Origin of the sequence: Streptomyces sp. NBC_01451 (assembly GCF_036227485.1) — a bacterium.
GTDB lineage: Bacteria > Actinomycetota > Actinomycetes > Streptomycetales > Streptomycetaceae > Streptomyces.
Genome location: NZ_CP109479.1, coordinates 3,526,662 through 3,543,861 on the forward strand (window position 1 = coordinate 3,526,662; position 17,200 = coordinate 3,543,861).

Here is a 17,200-nt window from a genome sequence, read left to right on the forward strand (position 1 = left end):
ATACCATTTCTGGAGCCGAGTGGAGATCGTCGCGGGGGCCGATTGTCAGTGCCGGGATCTACCTTCGATGTCATGACTCAGCAGGGGGTGCGCTGGACAGCGGATCAGGTGCTGGCACTGGCGCCTGACGTCTCGTCACGCAAAGCGGGAAGCAAACTCGGTGCGGCCGGGCCGTGGTCGGAGGCCGGCAGTTCCGACGAGGGGACGGTGTGGGGACTGTGCAAGGGCAGTGGCAGCAAGCCGTATCAGACGGTCGTCGACATCGCGGACGCCACCGGGCCCGCGTACAAGTGCAGTTGTCCCAGCCGGAAGTTCCCGTGCAAGCACGCGCTCGGGCTGCTGCTGCTCTGGGCGGGCGGGGACGGCGCGGTGCCGCGAGGGGAGGCGCCGGGCTGGGCGGAGGAGTGGCTGGCGGGGCGGCGGAAGCGGGCGGAGGAGAAACGGACGGCGGGCGCGGCCGGTTCCCCGTCCGGTTCCGGTGATCCGGAGGCCGCTCGACGCAGGGCGGAGCGCCGGGCCGAGCGGATCACGGCGGGGGCGACGGAGCTGGAGCAGCGCCTCGCCGACCTGCTGCGCGGCGGCCTGGCCACGGCGGAGCAGGCGGGGTACGGGCTGTGGGAGGAGACGGCGGCCCGCATGGTCGACGCCCAGGCCCCCGGACTGGCGGCGCGGGTAAGGGAGTTGGGGGCGATCCCGGCGTCCGGCCCGGGCTGGCCGGTGCGGCTGCTGGAGGAGTGCGCGCTGCTGCATCTCCTCGACCGGGGCTGGCTGCGCCGGGACGAGCTGCCGGACGGTCTGGCGGCGACGGTCCGGTCGCGGATCGGCCTGCCCGGCTCGGCGGACGGCCCGCCGGTGCGCGACCAGTGGCTGGTCCTCGCCCAGTACGAGACGGCGGACGCCCGCCTGACGACCCGCAGGATCTGGCTGCACGGCGCGGAGTCGGGCCGTACCGCCCTGCTCCTCTCGTACGGGGCGGCCGGCCGGGCCCCCGAACTGGCACTGCCGGTCGGCCTGGCGTTCGAGGCGGAGGTGTCCGCGTATCCCGGCGCCGGGCAGTTGCGGGCGGCCCTGGGAGAGCGGTTCGCACCACCCGCGCCGACGGGGACACGGCCGCCGGGGACGACGACCACGCGCGCGGCGGAGCTCTACGGTGACGCCCTCCGGGACGATCCCTGGCTGGACTCCTTCCCCGTGACGCTGGACCGGGTGATACCCGTCCCGGACGGCGGCTCCTGGCAACTGGCGGATGCCGACTCCGACTTGGCGCTGCCCCTGGCCCCCTCCGCCGTCGCTCACCCCGGCCTGTGGCGCCTCGTCGCGCTCTCGGGCGGGGCTCCCGTGACGGTCTTCGGCGAGTGCGGCCACCGCGGTTTCACTCCTCTGACGGCCTGGCCGGAGGAGGCGGCGGGACAGGCGGTCCCGCTGTGCTGAGGCGACCCGGCACAACACGACTCACGGCTCCCCGACTCCACCGCTCCCGACGAAGGGGAATCTCATGAACGGCAGCAGGGCCTCCACCCCCGTGGACTCGCCTTCCGTGATCTCGCCCTCGGCGGACGCCTGGGAGGAGCTGGTCACCGCGGCGCTCCTCGGCACGGAGCGGCGTACGCCCCCGGGCTGCCCGCCGGGCAGGCAGGCGCCGGTCGCGCTGCTCGACGCGGCGGCCGTGGAGACCGTACGGCGGCGTGCGGGGCTGCGACCGGCCAGGGCGGCGACGCGGCCGGAGCCCGCAGCGGCGGACCCACGACCGCCGCTGCCGCCCGCGGCGGCCCGCCGGCTGTCGCTGCTGCTGGCCGACCGGCCCGGCACCCCGGGCGGCAGCGGTCGCCGGGGCACGGCGCCGGACCTGATGGAGCTGCTGCCCCAGTGGCTCGCGGCGGCGAACACGCACGGTTTCGCGGCGCCTCCACAGGCGCTGCCCGCACTGCTCGACGCGGCCAGGGGGCGTACGGATCTGCGTCCGGCGGCGCTCGCGTTCGCGGGCCCGCGCGCGCTGTGGCTCGCCCGGCTGAACCCGGACTGGCGGTTCGCCCTGCGCTCGACGCCGGGAGGGGGCGCGTCCCTGCCGGGCGTCGAGGAGGCGGAACAGATCCAGCGGCTCTGGCAGGAGGGCCTGTTCGCCGAACGCGTCTCCCTCCTCGCGGCGATACGCGCGCGGGAGCCCGCCGCCGCCCGGGAGCTGCTGGAGACGACCTGGGCGACAGAGCGGGCCGAGGACCGGCTGATGTTCCTCGACTCGCTCCGCACGGGACTGCGCGCCGAGGACGAGCCGTTCCTGGAGCGGGCGTTGGCCGACCGCAGCCGCAACGTCCGGGCGACAGCTGCGGAGTTGCTGTCCGCGCTGCCCGATTCGGCACTCGCCGCACGGATGGCGGTCCGCGCGGGAGCGTGCGTGGCCCTCGACCACACGAGCAGCGCGGACGACGCAAGCGTTACGGGCGGTACGAGGGGCGGGACGGCGCTGGTCGTCGAGGCACCGCACGAGTGCGACGCGGGCATGGAGCGCGACGGCGTCGTGGCCAAGGCCCCGGCGGGGCGTGGTGAACGGTCCTGGTGGCTCGGCCAGTTGGTGGAGGCAGCGCCGCTCGGATCGTGGTCGGGGCGGCTCGGCGGACGTACGCCCGAGGAGATCGTGGCGCTGCCGGTGGCCGACGACTGGCAGGGCGAGCTGCACGCCGCGTGGTGCCGGGCTGCGGTGCGGCAGCGGAACGCCGACTGGTCGAGGGCGCTCCTCGGCGCGCCCTCGACACCCGGAGCCGGCGGCCCCGGGGCGGTGTCCCTGGCGGAGCGGGCGAAGCTGCTCGCCACGCTGGCCTCCGCCGAACGGGCCGACTGGGTGGCGGGGTTCATCGCGACGCACGGACTGTCCGAGGCCTTCCAGCTGCTCGGGGTGTGCGCGGTGCCGTGGGCGCCACCGCTCGGGCGGGCAGTGGTCGACGCACTCAACATCGCTCGGGACGCCGGGAGTTACCCATGGAGCTTCAGCGGGGTGATGGGGCTCGCGGAACGCTGCCTCGACCCCTCCGAGGCCGGCCGCCTCGACGGCCTGCTGGCGATACCCGACGAGGGGAAGGACGCCTCACCGGGCGCGGGCAGCTACTGGGCGGAGGCCTTCCAGCGCCTCGTAGGCACGTTGCGTCTGCGCGCGACGATGGAGGAGGAACTGACAGCGGGCGGGCGGGTGGGAGAAGCCTGAGCCGCCACCGGGACCCACCCGCACCCCGAGGCCCCACGCCCGCAGCCCGCACGCCCTACGCCCCCGCCGACTCCCGTACGTGCGCCCGCACCCACTCCACGGCAGAACCCGTGGTCGCCCCGGGGACGGTCTCCTCGCCGAACACCTTGATGTCCGCCGCGTCCTGCTCCCGCAGGAGGTCGCCCACAGCCGCGAAGAGCGTGCTGTGGGCGCCGGAGGGGACGGAGAGCCAGATCGCGTCGGCGTCCTCCTGGATCGCGGTGCCGACGATCTGCTCGGGGGTCTGGTGAAGTCCGGTGTAGATGACCTCCATACCGGCGTCACGCAACGCCCGCGCCATCACCTCGGCTTCGCGGTCGTGACCGTCCGGCCCCGGCTTCGCCACCACCACACGGATCGGACCGGCCGCGACACCCATCTTTGCCTCCATGAAGTGAACGAACGTTATGTCAAGCATCCCGCAACCGGCAGTTTCGCGACGGATTCCGAGGGGGAAATCACACGGTGGGACACGTTCGCCGCGCACCGGTGGGACCGGCGCAAGGGGAGCCGCATCGAGGTCGTCGCACCACCGCGTCGCGAGCCGCGCGCCGTGGGGGTGCGGTGCGTCGGAGATGGCACGAAGGGCAGTAAGGGCACGACAGCGGGGAGCTTCGTCGCCGTCCGGCAAGGAGCTTCACCGCCCCTTGGCGTCACGCACGCCGCACGCCTCACTCGTGCACCACCACCGCCGACGCCACCACCGGCCGCCCTCGTCGCGACCCCCCACGAGGGCACACGAGGGACAGAGAAGTCCACCGTGTGCCGACAGGAGGTCGGCCATGAAGGTCATCCGGGCAGCACTGCCCCTGCTTCCGTTCTGTCAGCGCGTCCTGCCGAGCAGGCTGACGGGGCTCTCCGTCGCACTGCTGAAGGCGACCGCCCTGGAGATCGCGATCCTGGCGGGACATCTGCTCCTCTATCCGTCGGGCATCGTCCAGGAACGCCGCCCCACGCCCTGTGGCCCCTCCCCCCTCTGTGACCCCTCCGACCCCTCGGCGCTCCCGGGAGCCCTCAACACCGCCGCCGCCCCCACCCACCTGCCGACGCAGCCGAAGCCCCCGGTCGTCCTCCTCCACGGCTTCATCGACAACCGCTCCGTCTTCGTCCTGCTGCGCCGATCCCTCGCCCAGCACGGCCGGCAGCAGATCGAGTCGCTCAACTACTCCCCGCTGACCTGCGACATCCGTACCGCGGCCGAGCTGCTCGGCCGGCACGTAGAGGAGATATGCGAGCGCACGGGCCACCCACGGGTGGACATCGTCGGGCACAGCCTGGGCGGCCTGATCGCGCGCTACTACGTGCAGCGCCTCGGCGGTGACCTCCGCGTCCGTACGCTCGTCACCCTCGGCACCCCGCACTCCGGCACCCGCGTCGTCCCGCTGGCCGACGCGCACCCGATCGTCCGCCAGATGCGCCCCGGCTCGGCAGTGATCGAGGAACTGCGCCTGCCCGCGCCGGACTGCCGTACGCGCTTCGTCAGCTTCTGGAGCGATCTGGACCACCTGATGGACCCGCCGGAGACGGCCCGTGTCGACCACCCGGACCTGCTGGCGGAGAACGTGCAGGTCAGCGGCGTCGGCCACCTCGCCCTCCCCGTACACCCCGCCGTCGCGACCGGGATACGGCAGGCACTGGACGAGAGCGACCACTCCCTCACCGCCGTGTCGCAGACGGACAAGGCCCGAGCCGGCGGACTGACCGTGGCGTGAACCCGGCCCCGAGCGCCGCCCGCGGGCGGGCCAGGGCCGCCGAACAGCCCCCAAGATTCGAACAATCTTCGAACGCCAGGCCAAACCCGTGCCCGCAGTCCCCCGAAACACGGCCGAATGCCCGTTTCCCTCAGGCACGAAACCTGCGGAAGATTGTCGCGCCCGCGTACCGCCGGGTACAGTCGCCGCACTGCTCTGCCAGCCCCTGTTGTCGAGGCGAAAGAGAAGTTGGTGAACGAACGTCACCCGTCGGGGACCATGACCCCCCCGGCTCCGGCTTCCGATGCCGCGACGGCCCATTACGCGTCGTACGGCACGCAGGAAGTCCCTTTCGGTGACTTCACCACGCACGACCCCACCTTCGCCAACGGTTTCGACACGGGCATGGGCACGGGTAACGGCACCGGAAATTTCGAAACCGACCCGCTCTTCGGCGACATGCCGGGCGAGGACACCACCGGTTCCTACGACAACTCCCAGTGGTCCACCGGCAGTCACCAGACCCTGAACTACGACCCGTACGCGGCCCAGCACCACGCCGCCTACGACACCGGGGCTTACGACACCACCGCCTGGGCGCCGGGATACCAGCAGCTCGCCGGGATCCCCGCGCAGACGCCGCCTCCGGGCGGTGACAACAGCGGCCAGTGGGATGCGAACGCCTGGCTCCAGCCCGAGCAGGCCGGCCCGGCCAACCAGACCCAGCAGTGGGAATGGGGCACGCAGGCCTTCGACACGGGCGTGTACGACGCCACCCAGTGGAACTCGGACAGCGGCCCGGACAGCACGCCCGCCCCGTCCACCGAGTACGAGCACACGCACGAGCACGAGTACGACCAGCAGGCGACCGCACTGTTCGAGCAGATCACGGACGCTGCGGAGTACGACCAGCACGCCCTCGCCCACGACGAGTCGGACCCCTTCACCGACGGCGAGCTGCCCGCCGAGGCCCCGCTGCTCGACGGCCAGGAAGAGGTCGCCCCGGGCGCGATGCCCGGACCCGGGCGCGCGGCTTCCCGTACGGCGGCGCGCAACGCGGGCCGGTCCCGGCGCCGTACCCCGGCCAAACGTTCCGCCCTGCTGACCATCGCTGTTCCGTCCGCCTGTGTGATGGGGGTCGCGGGGATCGCCGCCGCCTCCGTGGGCGGGATGAACGGGGACAGCGAGCAGAACACGACGACGTCGGCGGCGGACGGTGTCGCCGTGAAGCCGTCCACCGCGAACAACAAGCTGGACTCCCAGCTGGAAAGCCTCTCCGCGGGCGCCGACGACTTCGCCGACCGGGCCAGCCGGACGCAGGAACGTATCGACCTCAAGGCCCAGCAGGTCGCGGAGAAGAAGGCTGCGGCGGCGGAAGCCGCCCGCAAGGAGCGACTGCGCCCGAAGTACGCCCTTCCGGTCGAACAGCGCGGCCTCAGCGCCTACTTCGGCCAGGCCGGCATCAACTGGATGTCCGTACACACCGGGATCGACTTCCCCGTCTCGTACGGCACGACGGTGATGGCCGCGACCGACGGCACCGTCCGGACGCAGTGGAACAGTGCCTACGGCAACATGATGATCGTGACGGACAAGGACGGCACGGAGACGTGGTACTGCCACCTCTCCACCTACCAGGTCCCGTCCGGTACGACGGTCAAGGCCGGCGACCCCATCGCGTACTCCGGGAACTCCGGGAACTCGACCGGCCCGCACCTGCACTTCGAGGTACGGCCCGCCGGCGGCTCGGCGATCGACCCGCTCCCGTGGCTGCGCAGCCACGGCCTCGACCCGACGTAATCGGCCGCAGCGCCCCCGATGCCCCGATAGGGGCACTAAGGGGGCGTGGGGAACTGCGCGACAAGCCACAGCGAACCCGCAGGTTCCGCACCGAGCATCCAGCGGAGCGCTAAAGCTTTTCCACCGGCGCGTAGCGCAGCAGCAGCCGCTTCGGCTTGTCCTCGCCGAAGTCGACCGTCGCCTCGGCGTTCGAGCCCGTGCCGTTGACACCCACCACGGTGCCCAGCCCGAACTGGTCGTGCGTCACCCTGTCCCCCACCGCCAGCGCGACGACCGGCTTCTCGACACCGCCGCGGCGCGTGGCGAAGCCGGACGCGCCCGAGGCCGCGGAGCGCGACCGCGAGGACGCCAACGACGAGAACGACGACGCCACCCCGGAGGCCGGGCCCGAGGATGTCGCCGGAGCCATGGCGCCCGTGCGCTTCCACTCCAGATGGGCCGCCGGGATCTCCTCCAGGAAACGCGAGGGCGGGTTGTACGACGGCTGCCCCCACGCACTGCGCAGCGACGAGCGCGTCAGGTACAGCCGTTCACGCGCGCGCGTGATGCCGACGTACGCGAGCCGCCGCTCCTCCTCCAGTTCCTTGGCCTGGCCGAGGGCACGCATGTGCGGGAAGACGCCGTCCTCCATGCCGGTCAGGAACACCACGGGAAACTCAAGGCCCTTGGCGGTGTGCAGGGTCATCAGGGTGATGACGCCGGAGCCGTCGTCGTCCTCGTCGGGGATCTGGTCGGAGTCCGCGACCAGGGCGACCCGCTCCAGGAACGCGGCGAGCCCGGCCGGGGCCGGCGGCTCGCCCTCGGCGGGCTGGTCGGCCTCGGCCGCTTCCCCGGCCGCGGCCGATTCCTGCTCGAACTCCAGGGCCACCGCGGCGAGTTCCTGGAGGTTCTCGATCCGGGTCTCGTCCTGCGGGTCGGTCGACGCCTGCAACTCGGCCAGATAGCCGGTGCGTTCGAGGACCGCTTCGAGGACGGTGGCCGGGCCCGCGCCCGACTCCACGATCGTCCTCAGGTCCTCCATCAGCGTGTTGAACCGCTTGACGGCGTTGGTCGACCGTGAAGCCATCCCGTACGCCTCGTCCACGCGCTTCAGTGCCTGCGGGAAGCTGATCTTCTCGCGCTGGGACAGGGCGTCGATCATCGCCTCCGCGCGGTCGCCGATGCCGCGCTTGGGGACGTTGAGGATGCGGCGCAGCGGCACCGAGTCCTCCGGATTGGCCAGGACGCGCAGGTAGGCCAGGACGTCCCGGACCTCCTTGCGCTCGTAGAAGCGGACGCCGCCGACGACCTTGTAGGGCAGGCCGACGCGGATGAAGATCTCCTCGAAGACACGGGACTGGGCGTTCGTCCGGTAGAAGACGGCGACGTCGCCCGCCTTCGCGTCGCCCGCGTCCGTCAGCCGGTCTATCTCCTCGGCGACGAACTGTGCCTCGTCGTGCTCCGTGTCGGCGACATAGCCGGTGATCTGAGCACCCGCGCCCGCGTTGGTCCACAGGTTCTTGGGGCGCCGGGACTCGTTGCGCTCGATGACCGCGTTGGCGGCGCTCAGGATCGTCTGCGTGGAGCGGTAGTTCTGTTCGAGCAGGATCGTCGTCGCATCCGCGTAGTCCTCCTCGAACTGGAGGATGTTGCGGATCGTCGCGCCCCGGAAGGCGTAGATCGACTGGTCGGCGTCGCCCACGACACACAGTTCGGCGGGCGGTACGTCGGCGGCGTCACCGGTGTGCTCGGCGGTGCCGACGAGTTCCCGTACGAGCGCGTACTGGGCGTGGTTGGTGTCCTGGTACTCGTCGACGAGGACGTGCCGGAAGCGGCGGCGGTAGTGCTCGGCGACGTCCGGGAAGGCGCGCAGCAGGTTGACCGTCGTCATGATCAGGTCGTCGAAGTCGAGCGCGTTGGCCTCACGCAGTCGCGACTGGTACATCGCGTACGCCTGGGCGAGGGTCTTCTCGAAACCGTCGTTCGCCTGGGCGGCGAAGTCCTCCTCGTCGATCAGCTCGTTCTTCAGGTTGGAGATCTTCGCGCTGAAGGACTTGGGCGGGAAACGCTTGGGGTCCAGGTCCAGATCGCGGCAGACGAGCGCCATCAGCCGCTTGCTGTCGGCGGCGTCGTAGATCGAGAAGGAGGATGTGAAGCCGAGCCTCTTGCTCTCCCGCCGGAGGATCCGCACGCACGCGCTGTGGAACGTCATCACCCACATCGCGTTCGCGCGCGGGCCGACGAGGTGCTCGACGCGTTCCTTCATCTCGCCGGCGGCCTTGTTGGTGAAGGTGATCGCGAGGATCTGGCCGGGGTGGACGCCCCGCTCGCCGAGCAGATACGCGATGCGGTGCGTGAGCACACGCGTCTTGCCGGAGCCGGCGCCCGCCACGATGAGCAGGGGGGTGTCGGCGTGCACGACGGCCGCGCGCTGGTTCTCGTTCAGCCCGTCCAGGAGCGCGGCCGGGTCCACCACCGGGCGCGGGGCGCCGTCGCGGTAGTACGCGTCCCGGTCCGGCGGCGCGTCGAACTTCCCGCCGAACAGGTCGTCCGGAACGGGCTCCGGCGCATGCTCGTCCTCGGGCGGCGGCGGGGGTTCCTCCTCGCGGGCCCGAGGACCCTGGAGGTCCGCCAGGAAGCTGTCGTCAAAGAGGCTGCTCATCGCTCTCCGAGTCTAGGCGCCCCCACTGACAACCCGCCGCCACCCCGAAAACATCCCCCCGTCATCCGCACCGGACGATCCGACCTGTCCGAACAAGGGGCACAAAAAGCGCGCACTCACGGAATTCACCGACCAGTGCGACGGAAAATTTCCGACTGATCACACAAAGCGATGTTTACGGCCGAGGTCACAAAAACGTATCGGGCATAGCGGTCACCAACCTTCACAGGAGCCACACCTGTTGGTTAGCGTGCCGTAAGGCCGCTCGACCTCCACCGGCGAACATCGCCGGGCCGTGCGGCCTCCGCCGAGTCCGATCGTGCCGCCCCTCGCGGCAGGAGCCGGGGACCCACCGAAATCCTGGGGTGAATCGGTCCGACTGCCGTCCAGGGCAAGGACCGTAGGGCAATCCTTCCGAATGACCCGCCCGAACCCGACAGCTAACCCGGTAGGCGGAACGTGGAAGGAGTCGCCTCCCTTGGCGTCGTCGCACCGCAAGTCGCGTCCTACGGGAACGCGCGTAGCAGGCATACGGACCCCCGCCTTCGCCACGGCGGCCCTGACCTCCGTCGCCCTGCTGTCCCAGACCGCCAACGCCGCGCCGAACTCACCCGCCGCGCCTCCGGCGCCCTCCTCCGACGACAAGCCGAGCGTGGAGGATGTCGAGGCGAAGGTCGGCGACCTGTACCGCCAGGCCGAGACGGCCACCGACAAGTACAACGCCGCCAGGGAGAAGACCTCCGAGCAGCGGGGGCGCGTCGACGCCCTGATGGACGACGTGGCCCGGCGCACCCAGAAACTCAACGACGCGCGCGAGGAGCTGGGTTCCTTCGCCGCGGCCCAGTACCGCACCGGATCCGCCACCCCCGACACGACCACGACGTTCCTGCTCGCGGACGACCCGCAGGACTACTTCGACCAGAACCAGCTGATGGACCGCCTGACCGCCCGCCAGAAGGACGCTGTCGACGACTACACCGGGCAGCAGGCCGAGACGTCGCGGAAGCGCCAGGAGGCCACCGCGGGCCTGGAGGCGCTCACGGAGTCACAGGACGAGTTGCAGAGAACCAAGACCGCCGTCCAGACGAAGCTCGTACAGGCCCGTCGGCTGCTCTCCCGACTCACCGCCGAGGAGAAGCTGCGGCTCGCGGCGATCGAACGGGAGAAGCAGGCGGAGGCCCGCCGCCAGGCACAGGAACTCGCCCAGCAGCAACAGGCGGCGGAGCAGCAGCGGCAGGAAGCCGCGGCGGCGGCGCGGCAGCCGACGGGCACCAGCGCCTCGGACACGTCGACGGCTTCGGTCCCCGACTCCTCGTACGCCACCAAGGCCGAGAAGGCCCTGACCTTCGCACGCGCACAGGTCGGCAAACCGTACGTCTGGGGTGCGACGGGCCCGGACTCCTACGACTGCTCAAGCCTCACCCAGGCCGCCTGGAGGGCCGCCGGAGTCACCCTCCCGCGCACCACCTACGACCAGGTGAACGCGGGCAAGACGGTTCCCCTCTCCGACATCCGCCCCGGTGACCTGGTGTTCTTCTACGACGACATCAGCCACGTCGGCCTGTACATCGGCAACGGCATGATGATCCACGCCCCGAAACCGGGTGCGTACGTCCGGGAGGAATCGATCTTCTACGACGGCGAGTCGACGATCCACAGCGTGGTGCGCCCGGCCTGACGCGCCGTGGACGGAGGTCCGGCCGGGTCAGGTCCAGAGCACGGCGATGAAGATGTTCGCCGTGGTGAACAGGCCCACCAGGCCGAACAGTCGCTTGTCCACGGTCTCGTCGTCCCGCTTCACGTAGACGAGGCCGAGGATCACGATCAGCAGGGCCAGCTTCACACCGATCTTGATGTTGTCGACCGGCTGGTCGTCGGCCTGGTTGAGGCCCACCAGGACGGCGCCGGTGACCAGCATGGTGAACGCGCCGTGCAGCATCGCGGGCACGAAGCGCGCCGTCCCCTGCCCCATCGCCTTCAGCTGGGTGAGAAACCCGCCCAGGAGCGAGGCGATGCCGATGATGTGCAGGCCGACGAAGAGATGGATGAGTACGTCCATGGTCCCGGAGCCTAGCCAGCGGCGCCCGCGCCGTACGACACCGGGCCGGGCGTACAGCGTCCGCGAGGCGTGCACGCGGCACCCCGGGACCGCGCATATATGCACCCCATAGCACCGTGTCGCCACCACGTGCCCCGTGAACCTCCGCATCGGTCAGCCGTCAGTGCGAAGTCGGCGGCGCCGGAACTCGATCACGGTCTCATGCGGTCACCCGGCGGTCGGCTCACGCCAGTTCCGTACATGGCGTTACCCCCACGCCCCACTCAGGTTTAGCGTCCTCCACCAGGTGCCCGGCTCCCCACCGCCGCCCGGGCCAGGGGCGGCAGTCGGACACCACCGCCGAGAAAGTCCGGCGGCGGACCGCTCCCCCTGTGCGAGCCGCCGCCGGACGCGCAACCGCCCTCCTGGGTCCGCTTCCCAGGCAGTCGTCCGGCGGTCGTCGCAGTGGCGGTCGTACGAAAGGACGTGACACCCCGGTGGCAGCGCACCGCAAGCCCCGACAGCGCTCGCTCAACGGCAATACGGCCCGCACCGCCGCGACGATCGCCCTCGCGGGCGCGGCGACGGCGACGGGCTTCGACGGCATCGGGTACGCCGAGCCACAACTGACCCCCGCGCAGGTCGAGGCCAAGGTGCACAAGCTGTACGAGGAGGCGGAGGTCGCCACCGAGAAGTACAACGGCTCGAAGGAGAAGGCCGAGCAGGCGGAGCGGCGGCTGGGCACTCTGCGGGACGAGGCGGCACGCAAGGAGGACCGGCTCAACTCGGCGCGGGAGGCGCTGGGTTCGATGGCCGCTGCACAGTACCGGTCCGGCGGGCTCGATCCCGCGCTGCAACTCGCCCTGTCCGAGGACCCCGACGGCTATCTGGACGGCGCCGCGTTCGCCGAACGGGCGGGCAGCAGACAGGCGGCGAACGTGGCCCGGGTACGCGAGCAACTGCGGGAGATCGAGCAGCTGCGCGGGGCCGCCCACGTCGAACTGACCTCCCTCAAGTCCCGTCAGACCGAGCTGAACCGCCACAAGAAGACCGTGACGGGCAAGCTGGGCGAGGCCCGCAGGCTGCTGTCCCGTCTCACCGCGGAGGAACGCGCCCGGATCGCGGCGCAGGGCGGCAGTGACGGCGGCGGCTGGGACGGAGGGCATGCTTCACGGTCGTCCGGGAGCGCGCGGGAAGGCCTGGGGACTCCGGGAACACCTGGAGTCCCCGGGGCGCCCGGCGCGTCCGGGACCTCCGGAGCGGCCGAAGCGCCCAACTCCCGAGCGGCAGCGGCCGTCGCCTACGCCTACCAGAAGCTCGGCAGCCCCTATGTGTGGGGCGCCACCGGCCCGAACGCCTTCGACTGCTCGGGCCTCATGCAGGCCGCGTACAACTCCGCGGGCATCTCCCTCCCCCGCACCACCTACGCCCAGATCAACGTTGGCCGGCGTGTCTCACGGTCCGAACTCCTCCCCGGCGACCTGGTGTTCTTCTACTCGGGCATCAGCCATGTCGGCATGTACGTGGGCCGCGGCCAGATGATCCACGCCCCGAACCCGTCGGCTCCGGTACGGGTGGCACCTCTGGACGAGATGCCCTTCGCCGGGGCCACGAGGGTGGTGTGAGGCGGGGGCTCGCCTAGACGAGGCGCCGTGCCGTGGCCCACCGCGTCAGCTCGTGCCGGTTCGACAGCTGGAGCTTCCTGAGCACGGCCGACACATGCGACTCCACCGTCTTCACCGAGATGAAGAGCTGCTTGGCGATCTCCTTGTACGCATACCCCCTGGCGATCAGCCGCAGTACCTCTCGCTCGCGCTGCGTGAGACGGTCGAGGTCCTCGTCCACCGGCGGGGCGTCCGTGGAGGCGAACGCGTCCAGGACGAAACCCGCGAGGCGCGGCGAGAACACCGCGTCGCCGTCCTGGACCCGGAAGACGGAGTCGACGAGGTCCGCGCCGGTGATCGTCTTCGTGACGTATCCGCGCGCACCGCCGCGAATCACGCCGATGACGTCCTCCGCGGCGTCCGAGACGGACAGTGCCAGGAAGCGGACCGGCCGCGTCGCGTCGGCCATCAACGGGGCGCAGCGGCGCAGGACTTCGACACCGCCACCGCCCGGCAGATGGACATCGAGGAGGACCACCTCGGGCCGGGTCGCGGTGATGACGGTGACCGCCTGGTCGACATCGGCGGCCTCGCCGATCACCTCGACACCGGTCCGCTCGGTCTGCCCGATCTCGGCCTGGACACCCGTACGGAACATACGGTGGTCGTCGACGAGCACCACACGCACCCGCCGCCCGCCCGCCTCACCACTGCGGCTGCCCTCGGCGGCGGACTCCCCGGCCTGTCCGGCCGCGTCGGCTTCCGTCGGCTCGGCAGGTGCTGTCGACTCGCCCGCATCCTCCGAACCGGCCGACCCGGTCTGCCTGTTGTCCCCGTGCGCCTCGCTCATGACGTGCTCTCCGCCCTCTCCATCTCCAGCTCGACCTCCGTGCCGCCGCTCGGTACCGCGCGCAGTCGCGCCGTACCGCCGTGGCGCTCCATGCGGCCGATGATCGATTCTCTGACGCCCATGCGGTCGGCGGGTATGGAGTCGAGGTCGAAGCCGGGCCCGCGGTCCCGGACGGACACGAAGACCGTCCTGCCCTCGACCTCGGCGTAGACCTGTACCGCGCCGCCCTCGCCACCGTACTTGGCGGCGTTCACCATCGCTTCCCTCGCGGCCTGCATCTGCGCGCCGGTTCTGTCGTCGAGCGGGCAGTCACCGACAACCACCACCTCTATGGGGACACCGTGCTTGTCCTCCACCTCGGCCGCGCTGCGCCGCACCGCCTCGGCGAGAGTGCTGGGCTCGTCGGCCTCTTCCTTTCCGGTGCCCTCCGGTTTGTAGAGCCAGTTGCGCAGTTCACGCTCCTGGGCGCGGGCAAGGCGGCGCACCTCGTTCGCGCTCTCCGCGTTGCGCTGGATCAGGGTCAGGGTGTGCAGCACCGAGTCGTGCACATGGGCGGCGACCTCAGCACGCTCCTGGGCGCGAATGCGCATCAGGCGCTCCTCGGAGAGATCCTGGGTCATACGGACGAGATACGGACCGGCCAGCAGAGCTATCCCGACCAGCACCGCGAGCGCGGCCTGGAGGACCGAGCCGAGGTGCGCGGCGGAGCCCTGCAGGACGAAGACGCCGGACACGCCCGCCGTCACCAGCAGGACGCCGGCTGCGGCCCGGACGAGGGTGAGCGTGCGCCGTCGGCTGCCGACCTCCATCCAGCGGGCCCGCCGTGCGTTGTCCGCCTGCCGCCAGACCAGGGCGACGCCGGCGGCGACGAGCACGATCGGGAACAGATAAGCCTTGGCGCCTCCGCCGAGATTCACATTGCCGACGAAGACCATGGCCACGACGACCATGAGGAGCAGCGCGACGATCTGGCCCTTGTCCGGCTTACGGGCGACGAGTCTGCGACGGCCGTCGGGTGAGGACTCGGTGCCGACGAGGGACGGGGGCCGCTGGGCCTCGACGCCGCCGACACCCAGAGGGACGAAGAACCAGAAGGCCGCGTACAGCAGGGCACCGAGGCCGTCCGCCATGAACAGGCCGACGAACATGAGGCGCAGCCAGATCACGGGCAGCCCGAGATGCCCGGCGAGCCCTCGCGCCACGCCTCCGAGCCAGCGTCCGTCGCTGCTGCGGTAGAGCTTGCGCGAGGGCCGCGGTTCGACGAGTGGCAACGCTGCGGCTTCCGGCATGCCATCGATGTTCACACGCCCGGCGGGCCCGGGCATCAGGGTCGGCCCCCGAGACTCCCCTGATCTTCGGGCCGGCCTGCCGTCGAACGTTTCCCCCGCCCCGTCTCAGGGCCGATATCAGGGTTCGCCCAGGGTCATTCCGACTGCCGCCGGGCCGCCGCAAGCGCCACCATGGACGCATGACAGATCACGCACACGCCGCGACGGGTCCGGGACCCGGCTCCGGCCCGCGCCCCGACCCGGGCGCCGGGCCGCAGGATGCCGCACCCGCCGCGGCGACCCCGCCCACGAAGAAAGGGGAACCGCGCGCGCCCGAGCACGCGGACACAGGCGCACAAGCGGATACGGGTACTGGTACTGGTACTGGTACGGATTCAGGTGCGGGCGCGGGAGCGGGAGCGGGCGCACACGCGAGTTCCCTCACCTCCGAAGCATCGGACAGAGCCGCCACAGCCGACGAGCAGTTGCCGGCCAGGTTCCGGCGCGACCGCCGGCAGAAGATACTGGGCGGGGTGTGCGCGGGGCTCGGGCGGACGTGCGACATGGACCCGGTGATCTTCCGGATCACCCTCGCGGTGCTCTCCGCCACCGGCGGCATCGGCCTCATCTTCTACGGCTTCGCCTGGCTGTTCGTGCCGTACGACGACGATGAGGAGAACGAGGTCCGCAAGCTGCTCACCGGCCGCGTGGACGGCCAGGCGCTGACGGCCGTGCTCTTCGCTCTGGTCGGCTGCGGTGTGTTCCTGACGATGCTGAAGAACGGCGGGGTCCTCTCCTTCGCCGTCATACTGTCCATCCTCCTCGCGGGCGCCGGCTACTGGTCGCGCAACCGCGGCGCCCCCGACCCCGACCCGCTGGCCGCCCAGGCCGTCGCCGACGCCCCACCGGAGGCCCAGGCGCCCCCCGTCCCCTCCGCCTACCCCTCCTGGTGGCGCGACCCCATCGTCAAGGACGGCACACACGTCGGCGGTACGGGCTATCTGTGGGGCCCCCACGACACCCGCGACCGGGACATCTCGGCGGCGGTCAACATCACCTACGGCAACTATGGCAACTACGGCGGACTCCATCCGGGCATACGGACCCCCTGGCCCGGCCGGCCGAAGCCACGCGGCCCGCGCTGGATCGGAGGCTGGATCCTCCTGCTCGCGCTCCTCGCCGGTTTCCTCGGGACAGCGGCGAAATGGGACGAGGAGGCACTCGCCACCAGTTTGCAGACCGGCCTGGCCTGCGCACTCACGGTGTTCGGCGTGGGCATCGCGGTCAGCGCGTTCCTCGGCCGAACCGGAGCGGGCTCGATCTTCCTGGCGATCGTCACGGCGGCGCTGCTGGCCGGCTCGGCCGCGTTGCCCAAGGACGTCAGCACCCACTGGGTGCGCACGGAATGGACGCCGACCGCGGTGGCAGAGGTTCTGCCGAGGTACGACCTCGGTACGGGCGTCGCCACACTGGACCTGACCGGGCTGCGCCTCACCAAGGGGCAGACGGTGACGACGGCGGTCGAGGTGGGCGTGGGCCGGATCGAGGTGATCGTGCCGAAGGGCGTCACAGTGAAGGCGGACATCGAGGTGGGCGTAGGTGACATCCAGTTGCCCGGGGACGACAAACAGGACGTGGACGTGGCACCGGGCAAGCACAAGCAGGTCACTCTGTCGCCGACGAGCGGCGGCACCAGCACCGGCACGGTCGACATCGACCTCGGAGTCGGCCTGGGACAGGCGGAGGTGACCCGTGCTACGTCATGAGTTCCAGCCCGGAAAGCTGATCGCCGGCCTCTTCGTCACCATCGCCGGCGTCACCTACGTGGGCGACGCGGGCGACGCCTGGGAGACACCCTGGTTCGCGGTGATCCCCCTCCTGGTGTTCGGCCTGACCCTGGCAGGCGCGGTGGCCCTGATGACCGGGGCGATACGCCGCCGCACAAGGGCTCGCCGCGCGGCAGCACCCACCGACAGCACACCGGACGGAGCAGCGCGGAGGGCGAGCGGGGAGACGGCTGAGGCCGCAGGACCGTCAAGGCCACCGGAGATACCGAACTGACCGTCCCGGCGC

The 17,200-nt window shown here is 71.2% G+C and carries 13 protein-coding genes and 1 riboswitch; of the genes, 8 read left to right on the forward strand and 5 right to left on the reverse strand.

Annotated features, from left to right (window positions below; all coding sequences use genetic code 11):
* The first annotated feature begins 72 nt into the window (after positions 1 to 72).
* Both OG595_RS15310 and OG595_RS15315 read left to right on the forward strand, forming a co-directional pair.
* Positions 73 to 1,431: an SWIM zinc finger family protein gene (locus tag OG595_RS15310; RefSeq protein WP_329272317.1), complete on the forward strand. Its 1,359-nt coding sequence runs from the start codon at positions 73 to 75 to the stop codon at positions 1,429 to 1,431.
* A gap of 64 nt (positions 1,432 to 1,495) precedes the next feature.
* Positions 1,496 to 3,196 carry a DUF5691 domain-containing protein gene (locus OG595_RS15315; RefSeq protein ID WP_329272319.1) on the forward strand — a complete coding sequence of 567 codons (1,701 nt, stop codon included), beginning with the start codon at positions 1,496 to 1,498 and terminating at the stop codon, positions 3,194 to 3,196.
* A gap of 55 nt (positions 3,197 to 3,251) precedes the next feature.
* Here OG595_RS15315 and OG595_RS15320 read toward each other — a convergent pair whose 3' ends face one another.
* A complete protein-coding gene (locus tag OG595_RS15320) occupies positions 3,252 to 3,614 on the reverse strand; it encodes a cobalamin-dependent protein (protein WP_329282894.1) in 363 nt (120 codons plus the stop codon).
* A 403-nt stretch (positions 3,615 to 4,017) separates the two neighbouring features.
* Here OG595_RS15320 and OG595_RS15325 point away from each other — a divergent pair, with 403 nt between their 5' ends.
* Positions 4,018 to 4,947 carry an esterase/lipase family protein gene (locus OG595_RS15325; protein ID WP_329272321.1) on the forward strand — a complete coding sequence of 310 codons (930 nt, stop codon included), beginning with the start codon at positions 4,018 to 4,020 and terminating at the stop codon, positions 4,945 to 4,947.
* Between the two features lie 231 nt (positions 4,948 to 5,178).
* A complete protein-coding gene (locus OG595_RS15330) occupies positions 5,179 to 6,726 on the forward strand; it encodes a M23 family metallopeptidase (RefSeq protein WP_329272324.1) in 1,548 nt (515 codons plus the stop codon).
* Positions 6,727 to 6,835: 109 nt separating this feature from the next.
* Here the strand turns inward: OG595_RS15330 and pcrA are convergent, their stop codons facing one another.
* Complete coding sequence (pcrA, locus tag OG595_RS15335; RefSeq protein ID WP_329272327.1) at positions 6,836 to 9,367, reverse strand: DNA helicase PcrA; 2,532 nt, start codon at positions 9,365 to 9,367, stop codon at positions 6,836 to 6,838.
* A gap of 295 nt (positions 9,368 to 9,662) precedes the next feature.
* Positions 9,663 to 9,837: riboswitch (cyclic di-AMP (ydaO/yuaA leader) on the forward strand.
* A gap of 8 nt (positions 9,838 to 9,845) precedes the next feature.
* Between pcrA and OG595_RS15340 the strand changes: the two genes are divergently transcribed.
* Positions 9,846 to 11,045 carry a C40 family peptidase gene (locus tag OG595_RS15340; protein ID WP_329272330.1) on the forward strand — a complete coding sequence of 400 codons (1,200 nt, stop codon included), beginning with the start codon at positions 9,846 to 9,848 and terminating at the stop codon, positions 11,043 to 11,045.
* Between the two features lie 27 nt (positions 11,046 to 11,072).
* Here the strand turns inward: OG595_RS15340 and OG595_RS15345 are convergent, their stop codons facing one another.
* Positions 11,073 to 11,426: a hypothetical protein gene (locus tag OG595_RS15345; RefSeq protein WP_329272332.1), complete on the reverse strand. Its 354-nt coding sequence runs from the start codon at positions 11,424 to 11,426 to the stop codon at positions 11,073 to 11,075.
* Positions 11,427 to 11,902: 476 nt separating this feature from the next.
* Between OG595_RS15345 and OG595_RS15350 the strand changes: the two genes are divergently transcribed.
* Complete coding sequence (locus tag OG595_RS15350; protein ID WP_329272334.1) at positions 11,903 to 13,030, forward strand: C40 family peptidase; 1,128 nt, start codon at positions 11,903 to 11,905, stop codon at positions 13,028 to 13,030.
* Positions 13,031 to 13,043: 13 nt separating this feature from the next.
* On the opposite strand, the gene OG595_RS15355 is transcribed toward OG595_RS15350, so the two are convergent.
* The gene (locus tag OG595_RS15355; RefSeq protein WP_329272337.1) at positions 13,044 to 13,859 is read right to left on the reverse strand and encodes a response regulator transcription factor; all 816 of its coding nucleotides are present in this window, start codon (positions 13,857 to 13,859) and stop codon (positions 13,044 to 13,046) included.
* Positions 13,856 to 15,184 (reverse strand): ATP-binding protein, encoded by a 1,329-nt coding sequence (locus OG595_RS15360; RefSeq protein ID WP_443073035.1) that lies wholly within the window; start codon positions 15,182 to 15,184, stop codon positions 13,856 to 13,858. The genes OG595_RS15355 and OG595_RS15360 overlap by 4 nt, the downstream gene beginning before the upstream one ends.
* A 143-nt stretch (positions 15,185 to 15,327) precedes the next feature.
* On the opposite strand from OG595_RS15360, the gene OG595_RS15365 reads away from it, so the two are divergent.
* Both OG595_RS15365 and OG595_RS15370 read left to right on the forward strand, forming a co-directional pair.
* Positions 15,328 to 16,893, forward strand: coding sequence for a PspC domain-containing protein (locus OG595_RS15365; RefSeq protein WP_329272343.1), 1,566 nt, complete (start codon positions 15,328 to 15,330; stop codon positions 16,891 to 16,893).
* Positions 16,880 to 17,188, forward strand: coding sequence for a hypothetical protein (locus OG595_RS15370; protein WP_329272346.1), 309 nt, complete (start codon positions 16,880 to 16,882; stop codon positions 17,186 to 17,188). Before OG595_RS15365 ends, OG595_RS15370 begins: the two co-directional genes overlap by 14 nt.
* The last annotated feature ends 12 nt before the right edge of the window (positions 17,189 to 17,200 follow it).